The 13,540-nt window shown below is 53.8% G+C and carries 8 protein-coding genes; 2 read left to right on the plus strand and 6 right to left on the minus strand.

Features of this window, described 5'->3' with window-relative positions; genetic code table 11:
- Positions 1 to 54: 54 nt before the first annotated feature.
- Positions 55 to 2,637 (minus strand): secretin GspD/PilQ domain-containing protein, encoded by a 2,583-nt coding sequence (locus tag IEX36_RS06090; RefSeq protein ID WP_188758373.1) that lies wholly within the window; start codon positions 2,635 to 2,637, stop codon positions 55 to 57.
- A 209-nt stretch (positions 2,638 to 2,846) separates the two neighbouring features.
- Between IEX36_RS06090 and smpB the strand changes: the two genes are divergently transcribed.
- The gene (smpB, locus tag IEX36_RS06095; RefSeq protein WP_188758374.1) at positions 2,847 to 3,386 is read left to right on the plus strand and encodes an SsrA-binding protein SmpB; all 540 of its coding nucleotides are present in this window, start codon (positions 2,847 to 2,849) and stop codon (positions 3,384 to 3,386) included.
- Between the two features lie 70 nt (positions 3,387 to 3,456).
- Complete coding sequence (locus tag IEX36_RS06100; protein ID WP_188758375.1) at positions 3,457 to 5,001, plus strand: leucyl aminopeptidase; 1,545 nt, start codon at positions 3,457 to 3,459, stop codon at positions 4,999 to 5,001.
- A gap of 45 nt (positions 5,002 to 5,046) precedes the next feature.
- On the opposite strand, the gene IEX36_RS06105 is transcribed toward IEX36_RS06100, so the two are convergent.
- The 5 genes from IEX36_RS06105 to IEX36_RS06125 form a co-directional block, all read right to left on the minus strand.
- A complete protein-coding gene (locus IEX36_RS06105; RefSeq protein ID WP_188758376.1) occupies positions 5,047 to 7,056 on the minus strand; it encodes an arginine--tRNA ligase in 2,010 nt (669 codons plus the stop codon).
- 65 nt (positions 7,057 to 7,121) lie between these two features.
- Complete coding sequence (locus tag IEX36_RS06110) at positions 7,122 to 8,129, minus strand: lysylphosphatidylglycerol synthase transmembrane domain-containing protein (RefSeq protein ID WP_188758377.1); 1,008 nt, start codon at positions 8,127 to 8,129, stop codon at positions 7,122 to 7,124.
- Positions 8,130 to 8,304: 175 nt separating this feature from the next.
- Entirely contained in the window at positions 8,305 to 10,335 is a 2,031-nt protein-coding gene (locus IEX36_RS06115; protein WP_229668751.1) for a transglutaminase family protein, read from the minus strand.
- A 42-nt stretch (positions 10,336 to 10,377) separates the two neighbouring features.
- Entirely contained in the window at positions 10,378 to 12,372 is a 1,995-nt protein-coding gene (locus tag IEX36_RS06120) for a DUF3857 domain-containing transglutaminase family protein (protein ID WP_188758378.1), read from the minus strand.
- Positions 12,373 to 12,530: 158 nt separating this feature from the next.
- Positions 12,531 to 13,457: a sensor histidine kinase gene (locus tag IEX36_RS06125; RefSeq protein WP_188758379.1), complete on the minus strand. Its 927-nt coding sequence runs from the start codon at positions 13,455 to 13,457 to the stop codon at positions 12,531 to 12,533.
- Positions 13,458 to 13,540 lie beyond the last annotated feature (83 nt).

Here is a 13,540-nt window from a genome sequence, read left to right on the forward strand (position 1 = left end):
CTGGACGCGGAACTTGCGGATTGGTTAGGACAAAGCCCGGATTGGCACCTGCATTCACTTCACATGCACCACGGCTTGCGACCCGGTGGCCGGCAGATTATTTTGTGCGCTATTAAGTGCACCTACTTTTACCAGAGACAGGTTTGAATCTCCTGCGGCAATGGCCTTGAACGTCATAGTAACGACATTACCCTGCCCATTAACCCCACCGGAGTTGGGTGGGCGCGACGCTGAGATAGTCACGAGACCACTATCATCTCGATGACCAACCGCAACAGCCTGACCGTCACGCGCAAGGAAGCTGCCCGCATCAACGTTCACCAACTGGAGCACGGCAGGGTTGTACTGAAGCTGAAGCGGAACGGAGAAAATATCGTGCCCGTTGTTCAGCATGACAGCCACCTGGAAGGTGCTGCCGACTGTTTCCGTAGATTCCCCAGGGGCAACACTGAGACTGACTGCAGACGGATTCGCAGGTTGGCTGGGTTGAGCCTGCGGTTGAGACGTTGTCGGCTGTGGCGAAGTGGCAGAGGGCTGAGTGATGGATGGCGGCGTAATAGGCTGCGCCTGCTGCTTAAGCTGTTCCACCATAGCCGCCGCAGCGTTAGCTGCTGTTGTGGGCTGACCCACAGCAGGCTTCTCGGCTGTGCCAGGGTTCGAGGTATCCGAAACAGACTGCACCGGGGTAGAGAGATGGCGCAACTCGATCGACTGACCTGTGCCGGTATCGATAGCACGAGTATTGAGGTTAGTCAGTAGAGATTCACGGACGATATGTGGAATGAGGAGAAAGACAATCTCATTATCCTGCACCTCTTTGGAGTTCGATGCGAAGAAAAACTTGAAGAAGGGCAACTCGCCCAGACCAGGCGTTCCACTAACAGTCCTATTGTCTTGCTTGGTAATAATACCGGCAAGAATGCTTGGTTCTCCCTCTTTGAGCTGGATGGTCTGGTCTACCACGCGCTGGCCGATGATAGGCTCGGTAACCCCGCTGATCGTGACGTTGCCGTTCTGCGAGGAGACTTCGATGTGCATCTTGAGGGTCACATCGTTGTCGTAGTGCACCGTGGGTGTCATGTCGATGAGTACGCCCACATCCACAAATGTGAACTGAGTCTGCACACCGATGCTGGCCACACCGGTTGAGACGCCAGCATTGTAAGACCCCGTCGCAATAGGAATTTTCTGGCCAATCTTTAGTTCGGCTTTTTGACCATCAGTTGCACGGATACGCGGATTCTGCAGGATTCGCGTATCCGTATCGGTGAGCAGCGCGTTCAGCGTACCGCCAGAGATTCCAACGGCAAAGTTATTTGCGTTGATATGAGCCAGCGAGTTCAGCGTGAAAGTCGAGGGGCTGGTCGTTGAACTACCGCTAGAGGAGGACCCCGTATTCGTTGCAGCAGTGCCATACGGATTGGCTTGCGGGGTGAGCGTCACGGACTGTGGTAGCGTGATGCCCAAGTTGCGCAGTTTGTCCCGATTAACTTCGAGGATCGCAACATCAACGACAACCTCGGGCTTCGCTCTATCGAGATCGTTCAGCAGCTTCTGCGCCAGAAGGAGTTGATCTGGCGTCGCGCGCATGACGATTGCGTCCTGGCTGGGAACGAGGTAAATCTTCGTGCTTGGGTCAAGCAGGTTGCGGATCGCTGTGACAATCTCATTGCCTTCCGCCTGTTGGCTGGCATTAGTCAAATAGAAGGTCTGTACGGCTTGTTCTTCAAGATCAGTGCGATTCTGACGGGTGTCCTGGGCCACAAAAATCGTGTTTGAAGTAACGGGTTTGTAAAAGGTTCCAGAGATCGTCCCAACAATTCGCAAAGCATCGGAGAGGCTTACATTGGTCAGGTCTACCGGAACGCGCTTGGAGGTATAGTTCGGATCGAAGAGAACATTGAGCCCGGCAGCCTTGCCAATGGCCTGGTAGATGACCTTCGTGTCCTCAACCATGTGAAGCGTAATAGGCTCATTCGAGACAGGCTTAAGCTGAACTGGCCCTGCTACAGAGCTGATCTCCTTTACCTCAGTGGCCTCCTGTTTCTGCTCCTGCGATTCGATAGGCGTAGGAGTAGCCGACGAAGTCGGCGGTGGCGCTCCTTCGCGCAGCATACGGTCAAGCTCCTGCTGTGCGGTCTGGTTAGAGGGATCAATCTCAACAGCTCGCCGGAACTCGGTGAGTGCGCCGTTATAGTCGCCGCTCTGGCGCAGCACACGACCGCGGTCAACGTGTGACACTCCGGCAAGGAACCTCATGCGCTCATAACGACCGCGATAACGGATATCGCTAGGCTTCTTGAGCAACGCCTGATGGTAGTCATTCATGGCGGCCTCATAGTCCTGATGCGACTCCGCGACCTGGCCACGCTTGTCCCACTTGCTGGCCGACTGTGCGTGAGCCGGGGAGGCAGACGCTGCAAAGACTCCCGCGACGAGGACGACCGGAAATGCCCTGATAAACGATACCGATGCTTTGCCGATTGATCTGTTACCGCAACCCATGCTGCTTCCGTTGGCGTCCTTGTGTGTGGGGCGTCTGGAGGAAAATATGCCTGCCCGCTGGTCGAAATTGGGGAGGACGCTGCCTGTGCTGGCTTCGCCTTCCAGGCCCTTGCGCTCGGGTGAGTATACCATTTGCTCGATTACCGACCTGTGAGTGAGGGGTGCGTATTTTGAGTCATCTTGCGGCGCAGGATACCCTGCCACCACTTTCAAATGTGCGTCTGGCCTGCCGCTCTGCCGGTGTTTCGGGCCAATGGTTAGACGCGAGGCCACAGCAGCAAGTGAGGGCGCCCCTTCTGCCTCTTTAGAGGGACGTACCTGCATGTTAAAGTAGAAGGTTCATGCCTCGTTCCTTATCCAATCCGACGGCAGCCTATCAGCCGAAGCCCGCGGCAAAGGCCAAGGACCGCGATCCTGTGGCAGCAGGGCTGCGTGATGCCGCGTTTAACCGCTCAGCCAGCTTCAACTACTTTCTATCCGACAGGTTTGAAGCCGGAGTGGCGCTGCGCGGCACTGAGGTCAAATCCATTCGTGAGGGCAAAGCCAATCTAAAGGACGCCTACGGGCTACTTAAGGATGGCGAATGCTTTCTGCTGAACGCACATATTGGCCCATTCTCCCATGGCAACATCATGAACCACGATTCGTTGCGAACGCGGAAGCTGCTGCTGCACAAAACCGAGCTGCGTAAGCTTGAGGCCCTAACTAGACAGAAGGGTTTCACGCTGATCCCCGTGCGGCTCTACTTCAAGAATGGCCGCGTGAAATGCGAACTGGCGCTCGCAAAGGGCAAGCAGGACTGGGACAAACGCGAGACCGAACGCAGACGCGAGGCTGACAAGGAAGCGCGCGCGGCGGTTGCGAGAAGCCAGCGCCGCTAGTTTCGAAACCGACATCTTTGTTGTAGCCGCTGTGCAAAGATTTGCCGAGACTCGCGCTACGATAAAAGCTATGGATACGAAACTCCTCTTTGAAGATGCCGCACAGTTCGTAACACCGCTGCTTGCAATATTTGCTGTGGACATCGCCACTGGCAAAGACACAGAAGCTCTGCCAGTCCTTCTGAGCACGTCAGACACAGTGTCGAAATCTACTGCAAGGGTACTGGAAACTGGAGAATTCAAAGCAGGCCTGGGGGAGACCGTATTGCTTCACGCTCCTGCTGGCCTGAAGGCCGAGCGGCTGCTGCTGGTGGGACTTGGCAAGGCCAAGACTCTTTCGGTCGACGATGTTCGCAAAGGTGCAGGCACCGCGGCGCGCGCTGCCAAACCCCTAGGGCTACGCGAAGTAGCTATTGCGTTTCCAGAAGACCACGCACTCTCTGACGAACACGTAGATGCCTTACCCGCACTGCTGACCTCGCGTGTGTTAACCGAGGGCGCCATCGTCGGCGAGGTTGACTACGACACCTACAAGAGCGACCGAAAGGACCGCTCCGTACACTCACTCACGGTAGTTGCGAAAGAGCAGGATAAGACTGCACGTGCAGAGATCCAGCAAGGATTTAATGAGGGCGTGATCATCGCTGGTGCGCAGAACTTTACTCGTTCACTGGTCAACGAGCCCGGTAATGTCATGACGCCGACTGAACTTGGCAAGCGCGCCACTGCAATGTGCAAACAAAATGGCCTTAAGTGCGACGTGCATTCGACAGAAAGGCTACACGAATTGAAGATGGGCGCATTCTGGGCCGTAGCAAAGGGATCGGCAGAACCCCCCGCCCTGATCGTAATGACCTACGAGCCAGAGGGCGGAGCAACCAAGGACGCCCCGGTTCTGGGCCTTGTTGGCAAGGGCATTACATTTGATACGGGCGGCATCTCTCTTAAACCAGCCGAAGGTATGGAGAAGATGAAGTACGACATGGCAGGGGCTGCAGCGATGATCGGCTCCATGCAGGCCATCGCGCAACTGAAGCCGAAGATCAAGGTGATTGGCATCGTCTGCTCGGCGGAGAACATGCCTGACGGCAAGGCATTCAAACCTGGCGATGTAGTCACAGCCATGTCGGGGAAAGCAATTGAGATTGTAAACACTGATGCTGAGGGACGCCTCGTACTTTCAGACGGTCTGCATTATGCAAAGACACTCGGATGCACGCACCTAATCAACGCAGCAACACTGACGGGCGCGTGTGTCGTGGCACTGGGAATGATCAATGCCGGATTATTTTCAAACGATGACGCGACGTGCGAGAAATTTCAGGTGGGCCTGAAGGTCTCGGGCGAGAAGTTTTGGCGGTTACCCTGCACGGACGACTACAGAGACCAGATCAAGAGCCAGATCGCCGACATCATGAACACCGGAAAGAGCCGCTATGGCGGCGCAACGAACGCGGCAATGTTCCTGAAGGAATTCGCAGGAGAAATTCCATGGATACATCTGGACATCGCCGGATGCGCCTGGAATGAAGAGCCAAAGTCTTGGCTCCCTTATGGACCAAGCGGTATCGCCGTACGCTCAATTGTGGAGTGGGTGCGCAGCTATTCTGCATAGCCAGAGCACCCATGCTGATCGGTTGAATCTTTAGCCTCCTCCTTGTCACATGACTGGTGGGGCTTCAATACCAAGATAGCCGAGGGCGCGAGTCAACTCTCGCTGCGCGACCACAGCAGTTGCCAGAAGGAAAGTCTTGCGCTCAGGGTCAGTCTCGTGAAGAACATGGTGCCGATGGTAGAAGTTATTGAACTGCTGCGCTAACTGGAAGACATACTTAGCGAGATAGGCAGGCTCGGATGTAGTAAGGCACTGTTCAATCACAAGGCTGAGTTTTGATACCAACAGCCATGTCTCCCATAGACTGTTGCCTTCGTCACTATCCAGGATGCTTCCGAGATTGATTTTGGGAATAGCTTCAAGAACCTCAGCCTCTGTCGTGTTCGCTTTGCGAAGAATATTCGCAGCGCGAACGATCGCGTACTGGACATAAGGTCCGGTCTCGCCCTCGAAACTGAGTGCATCCTTGAAGTCAAAAGCTATAACGGTATTGCGCGTAAAGCGCAGCATGAAGTAGCGCAGTGCGCCCACACCTATTTGTCTGGCGATGGTCAGACGCTCACCGTCAGAAAGCTCTGGATGGCGCGCGTCAACCTCGGATTTTGCAGCAGCGATGAGTTGGTCAAGAAGATCGTCTGCCTTAACACCAAAGCCCTTGCGTCCGCTGACCTCGATATATGGTTTCTTGCGGTCCTCTTCAGCAACCTCGTAGCCCATGTCAAGCGCACAGCGCGGTGTCAGTGCGACCATCTCATAGCTGAAATGGGTGTAGTTGTCCGCCGCTTGCGTGAAGCCCATGCTGCGGAGAGCCTGAATGACCTGCGTCTGTGGGTCGTTCTGGCGAGAGTCGATGACGTTGTAAATGGCATCAGCTTGGCCGAAGGTCGGGCGCTCATGCTTGCTAGTGTCAGGCGTAGAAATCCAGCAGGTATGGCTTGGGTACTCGCAAAACTTTTCGTAGCCAAAGTCTTTGCCCGGCAGAAGCCCAAACTTCCACAGATGGTATGCGATGTCCTTGCCAACGTACGTGACGGTTCCATTGGAACGGACGATGACTTTAGCATCCTCATCCGGCCCATCGCTTTCCTGCTCAGTCTCCGAGCCCGCGCGACGCATCACCCAACAGCCCTTGTTCTTGCCCTCGGTCTCTTCATAAAGGACGCCGTTTTCGATCATCAATTTGCGGGCGGCGTCCCAGAAGTGGAGGCTCAATATCTCGCTCTCGCGAGGAAGAAAGTCGTATTCGATGCCAAGACGCTCCATGGTTTCGAGATGACGCCGAAGAACCGCAGTTGCGATAAGATCAGCGATCTCCGCCGTTTCATTACCCCCAGATTCAAGCGCATGCAGCGCATCGAGACGAACCTGCTTGCGCGCAGCAATTTGACCAGGATCTGCGGTATACCATTGCGAGACTCTCGCGTAGAGGTCCCAGCAGTAGTAATCAATGCGCTGACCTCTGGCAGCGAGTTCACTAAGGAGTTCACGCGTATTGAGAAGGTTCTTCCCTTCCAGATGAACCAGGCCGACAACCACATCAGCCACCTGGACCCCTGTGTTGTCGATGTAGTTCTGCACGCCAACCTTATAACCGCTCTTATAACTGTCGCTGCGGAGCAGCCGTTGAAAAGTGTCACCAAGGATCGCATTGCGGAGGTGCCCGATATGAGCTGCCTTGTTGGGGTTGATGCTTGTATGTTCAACGAGTCGGAAGCCTGGTCCACCAATATCGGCGTGCTTGTCGGCCGCGATGTCGCGGACGGCAGCCGCGCGGTCGATGCGGATATTCAGGTAGCCCGCACCAGCAACTTCGACTCCCGTAATGTCCTCGATCTCACTGAGTGAAGCGGTCAGTTCGGCGGCCAGTTCAGTTGCAATCGCGCGTGGAGCCTTTCGAAGACGCTTGGCCAGTTCAAATGCAACAGGTAACGCGAGTTCTCCAAGAGCAATACTGGGAGGCTGCTCCACCACGAGGTTCGTGAGCGTAACACCGTACTTTGTCAAAAGAATGGCCTGAATGCGGGCCAAAAGTGATTGCTGAATGATGCGATACATGCTTCGGCTTCACCGACAAATTTGATTTCTGGGACTTGTTTCAGTTTACGCGAGCGAAGGCATTGCTATGGAAGTTCCGTGGGAAGTGTTTCGATCTCTTTCATGAGTGGCTTGTGGTTGTGTGTCTTGACCCGATGGACCAAGAAAATGATCCCTCCAGCACCGGTAATCGAGACGAGAAGCCAGAAGTGCAGAGCTAAAGCAAAGATTGCCGACTGCGACCCCGGAGCGCCATGGCTGACGAGTGCGGTCTTGACAGCGAGTTCAAACGGGCCAATCGCGCCAGGGGAACTCGGGATGAGGTACGACAGGTTAGCAAATGAGACCGCGAGCCATGGAGTAACGCGGTCCATGTGAATGCCAAAAACATTGATGCTGGCGAGATAAATCATGCCCTCGCAGAACCAGATAATTGCCGACTGCGCCAACAACAGCAGTGAACCTGCAATGCCGATGCGGGCGACAGCATCGAGCGCAAGCATAATCCAGTGCTCGAGCTTTGCCAGCTTTGGGTTCTGCTCGAAGCGTTGGAAGAGAGCGGCCACACGCGGCTGAAGTGCGCGCGCGCCAACAAGAAGAACAAGCAGTCCACCAGTAGAGATAGTTAGCGATATATACGCGACCATGTGCAACTTGTGCGTCGCAATACTACTCATCGTTGCAACAAACAGCAGGACCAGCGTGAAAATGTCGAGCAGCTTCTCAAGAATCACCGTACTGAGGATGACAGATGGCGACGCCCCGAGATCTCCTGCATAAGTGAAAACCCGCATGATATCGCCGATCCGCAACGGCAAAATATTGTTGGCGGCAAGCGAAACCATCAGAACACGAGCACAAACCGGAAAGCGAGCGCCCGTGGGGCGCATCATTGAAGTCCAGCGCACACAACGCAGTGTGTAGCCGACAAATGTAAAGGCTACGACGCCGAGGATCCATGCTGGATGCTCAAAGCGAAGCGACCTCATCTGGCTGTAGGATATTCCCTTAAACGTGTACCAGAGAAAGAAGATACTGATAAGAACGCCAGGAATGGCCTTGAACAGATCGCGACCTCTAGTGGAGGCGCTCATCGGATAGCCATCCCGTTTTCACGATAAAGTGTGGCCGTAGAGCGGGTCCTATGATGAACAATCAGGCACATGCACTCTCAATTGTATCCGCTGTCTCATTTTCCCCTTAAGAACGGACGCGCATCCAAAGACGCAATACCGGCACGAGAAATGCCCCGCAATACGCCGAGGTGACTCAATTAGCAGCGACCGCAGGTTTTGCAGATGAAGATGCGGTTGTGAGAACGATATTCTCCTGATCCTTGTTCGTCATCTTCGAGTAAAAGTCACGGAGGCCCGGGTAGTCTTTGACAAAGAAGATAAACTCGCCGAGGTAGAAGTTGCGGTGGAATGTAATGCTGTTGGCTGCTGGTTGACTCGATACGTTATAGATTGCGTAACTTGCGAACTGATACTGGTCCGCGGACGGGTATGATTCCACGCTGAATGTCGAAGGGTATTTAATCCGGACGGCGTCCTGCGTGATGTGCGGGTAATCAAAGTAGACGGGGATATCACGCTTTGGATCTGTGAAGACTGGCTTGGCGTTGGCCATGAAGATATCGGACGGAACAAAAATTCGCTTCCCGGTTGGTTCACCTATGGGCCCTCTGACTTCAAAGTTGACGGTTAGAGGCTCTTCATAATCCATAAGCTTATCGATGGAAATTACTTTGACATCCATACCCTGCGGCACGAGATGTTCCATACTGGTTTGGAACTCGCGCTCCAGGCTTGTTGAGTCGCCAGTCAGTGAACGGTGACGCCATGTAAGCGCGGGTGCACCCACATATGTCATCTTGATGATTCCGGTTACCACTCCATGCTCATCCATGGTGAGGTCGGCAATGCGTTCAGTCCGCGAATTTTTGTAAGGCTCTGGTGGTGTTTCGATGAACGCAATCCCCCCATCTGCCTGACGAATGCCCCCAGCCATCGTATGCTTCCACTCGAGGTGCTGGTAGGGACAATAGCGCGCTCCTGGATCGAAGTACTCATCCTTACCATCCACATTGACAATGGCGATGTAGTCGTCGAGCTGTGTGAAGGCCAGAAACTGTTTGATAAAAATGTTTTTGTCACGATTGGTGACGGCAGCGACGTAAGCCTTCATGCCTGCGGCGCGGGCCATGGCAACAAACAATTCTGCGAGCTGGTCGTCATTCCCGTGCTTGAGCGCGAGAATGTCATCGGTGTCATGAACTTCTTTCAAGCCGTGAGCCCTATCTTCCTGAGCGGCCTGCTCGCGAGTGTAGCTCGTATTTTCCAGTTGCATAACAAAGGCGTAAATTTTGCGGAGCTTTTGATCGGGAGTATCGGCTACAGAGACAAGCTGTTGAACCTGCGCGGTAACGCCGTGGCCGGGGCCGACAAACTTATCGATATTCTTACTCCACGTCTTGCCTTCCTTTGCCCAAAACTCGTCTCCGTTACGGAAGTTTGAATAGTAGAAGAGAACCCTGTAAGTAAGGCTTCCAATAGGAGGCATAAAGTCCTCATGAGGAGCCGGCGGCACGTTGTCGACGCTCAATTCAAAGACTTGCTGCGGGCCGTTGAGTGTCGTTGCCGGAAGCTCCCTGTGATCCAGCTTTGCGCCTTCAGGAAGAATGGGGAACCATGCGATGGTGCTGATCATGCCGCGATCGTTCTGAATATCCCGGGTTGTGGGTTTCCAGACATAATGTGCTTTGCGAGTAAAGAGGTCCGTCTGGATGTACCAGCTAGGAGGTACAACATATTCGTCGTCATAGCGAATGTTGTAGCGATACTCAATGATGCTGCCGGTCTGAACATCGGGCATGGTAAAGACCTTGGCCATAACTTTCAGGCCGTTGCTCTTGACGATGAGCTTCTGATAAGGCTTGCCGCTGAAGGGAATGATCGTGCCATCGGAATGGATAGTTCTGCCCCGGATCTCGCCAATGGTAAAGCTCGCGCCTTCGCGCCATGAAGCATATTGAAGCTCGACATCGCCACGTTCTTTGCCTGCATCGGTCAGGACCTTGATGCGAGCATAGACGCTGAAATCATGCATGTCATCGCTGGCAATCTCTTCATAATTGAGATAGATGGCCGATGCACCAGGGACCTCAGGCTCAGATGTCATAGTCAGTTCTTCATGCGTAGGCGTTGTCCATTCGTCGGCAGAAGCAAACGGCAGAGCCGTGGAGAACAGAAGAACGAAAGTGATGAGGGTGAGGCAACGGTGGCCGATCATGCGATTCATGAATATCTTTCCCTTTTCCATTTGTCTGGAATAACAGAAATCTTATTGTTTTTTGAGAACTGCGCGGCTCTGCTCATCGGACGCGATGATTCCGGCGAGCTTTTGGACTTCGCTGTATTTATCTGCCGGCAAGGTGATCTGACGCACAGTATAGATTCGCGTGTAGTGGAGCACATTGCCTTGAACAGTGCTGGAGCTCTGATACGACGCAAAGCCTAGATCCACGTTGACAGGATCAGGAGCTTCATCAACCCCATAGCCGGCTGGCAGAGTGATAGTGAAGTCGTCTTTTTCCTGCATCGTCTCGTACAGATTCACGGGGACGTGCCGTACCTTATGGTCTACTTCCGGCTCATCGCTACCAAGAATACGCGGACGTATGACAAGCAGCGGGCCCATCATTCGAGCAAAGTGATCAGCCGTAATTGCGAATGAGGTAGTTAGATCTTTATCGAGAGCACCGGCATTCTCCACCTTGAACCCGGAGATGGAAAACGCCGCAAAGTCCTGCCCTAAAACACGGTCGAGAAACTCCGTCTGCTCTTTGGCGTCCCCCATGGTATAGAGACGACGGCGGTTCTCCGAGACATCTCCGTAACGCTTCTCCGTAATTGTGCCTTGAAGCGAACCATCAGCCGCCAGCTTAAAGCTGCCCGTACGCTCAATCGTGTTAAGCTCTGGTGAGAGCACCGGAAATTGCACAATTTGGCTATCCTGGCCCTCAACCAGAAGACCATACCCTCCTTGCAGGTTGTACTCAAGCTGGCCGAAAGGGGTTTTGTCCCAGGTCGGATCGAAGATGAGGTACCGGCGGCCTGTCTTCGCAGTAATGACGCTATGTAGTTTGGGAGAACTGTAGCCATTAGGAATCTCTATGGCCGCAATCATGTGATTGCCTACAATAGATGGCGCATCGGCGGCGATAACCCCGCGGCTGGTATCAACCATCACCAGCGCTGAATGAATACCCACGGACGAAAGCATCGCAGAAAGCAGCGTAGCCTTGTCCTTGCAGTCACCATAGCGGTTGCGGAAGACGTCCCCGGCAAAGTGTGGTTGATAGCCGCCAATACCTAGCTCAATGGCAACATAACGAATCTGGGTCTGAACAAAGTCGCCAATTGCTGCAGCCCTGTCATAAAAATCTGTCTTGCCGGCAGTCAGTTCAGTGGCCTTTGCAGCAATATCTGGCGTAGCAACAAGACGGTCCTTCGAAAGAGACGTGTACCATTCGCCGATACTTTTCCACGTTCCATCACTCGCCAAAGGAATGCCAGGCCCGGCATAGTGAATGGTCATACGTCCTACAAGGGACTCTTCCGAAGGCCGAAGAAGCACGCGGTCAAGATTGACGGCAGGAATATTATTCATCTCCCAGCGCCAGTGCTGGTTCTCAAGATCGATGGGCTTCTCCTCTTGATGATTCGCCCAGACCGTGCCGAAGGTATAACCAGGAGGAAGAACGAGCGTGTAGCTCTGAGTAAGTGCTGGGATTTCCCCCTGGAAGGACCATGTGTCTTCGGTGAGATAAGGCCGGCTGCGCTGCTCATACTCATACGCAATGACACCTCCAGGATCTCGTCCCGGAGGGGTCGCAGTCTTCGCCCTCACATCTTCAAACAAAATATCCCCGTCACCATAGCCAACTTCGCCGATCTGATTGTCCTTAAGTGCATACTGATGGCCATCGGGGCCAATGCTCCAGACATGCAGTGAAAGAATCTTGTCGTCCTTGTCGAACGGAATGGAAACGAGCCCCTCATCGCGCCCCTGTGGGCGGAGAATTTTGACGACGTGGCGGCAATGCTCGATGGCCGTACCATCAGACGCGACGGTATACGTCGTGTCATCCAGCAGGACGACGGCATTTGTCTCGGCAGGATAATCAGGAAGCTTTTGCGCCGTTGCAGTTGTAACCCAATCGGGGACTGCATCCTGCTTAGAAGCAAACACAAACGGCGTAGCGGCAAGCATCAAAACAGAGAAGACAGAAAGAGTTGCGTAAGGCTTACACAGTCTTGCAGTTCGGCAGATCATTTGGGTCCCTTGCATTGACCGCTTATCGGACGTTTAGCCGCCCGTAAGTGGCACATGTGCGAGTGTTATACGACGGTGATTCATGGATAGCAAGAAAATTTCGAAGATGCAGATGGCTCATCTGGGTGATTGATGCCTGTTTCAGTTCGGAATCCAGATTAGAACGCTGACTGCGTTGCTGGATTCGCCCTTGGAAGGGTAAGGGTGACAGTCGTGCCCTGGTTGTGGCCGGAACTCTCAGCCGTAACCGATCCGCCATGTTGGCGTGCAATCGTGCGAACCAGAAATAATCCGAGACCTGTGCCTTTAATCTTCGAGACCGTACGTCCCTGTACACGATAAAAGCGTTTGAAGATTCGCTTGAACTGGTCTGGAGCAAGGCCGATGCCGGTGTCTGAGATCGTTAACGCGACCCAGGTGTAACGATCAATGGCAAGCGAACACCTCACATGCACACCTTCCGGTGAATATTTGGCCGCATTGTCAAGGATGTTGAGAACGGCAGTACGGAGGTCATCCGAAATACCCAGCGTATAAAGACGTACAGCACCCGGCGTGGGATCTAAGACAATGCTTTCTGGCGGCAGATGATAGCGTTGAAGCGTGACTGCGATGCAGTCAGCAACGAGCGATTGGAGATCAATCACGGTGCGACCTTGCTGGCGATGGCGCAGGCCAAGTTGTCCAGCCTTGAGCACCTGCTCCACGGTCGCGAGTAGGCGGTCAGAATCTGCCAGCATTATTTTGTAAAATTCCTGACGTTGCGGCTCATCGAGCGGTCTCCGCTGGAGCGTCTCAAGGTAAAGCCGGATGCTGGCAATTGGCGTCTTAAGTTCATGAGTAACAGCGTTAAGAAATGTATCTTGACGCTCATTGCGGTTGATCTCACGCACCAGAAAGACTGTATTGAGCACGACACCCGCGATGAGGGCAGCAAAGAAAAATATCCCCAATACAAGCAACGCAACCGTACGCTCACTGGCGACGACGATCCAGCCGACATCGAGCGTAATAGCCAATCCAACAAGCAGGACGCCAAGTGTGATGAAGAAAGCAATGGCTCCGCGGCGTCGTGTAATGTTCATAGCTTCTCGGGAAGTATAGCGGGTCGACGCCTTGGATTATGATGGCTCGTGCCGCTACCTTCCTCATACCCAGCGGCCTGGAG

Origin of the sequence: Edaphobacter acidisoli, from assembly GCF_014642855.1 — a bacterium.
GTDB lineage: Bacteria > Acidobacteriota > Terriglobia > Terriglobales > Acidobacteriaceae > Edaphobacter > Edaphobacter acidisoli.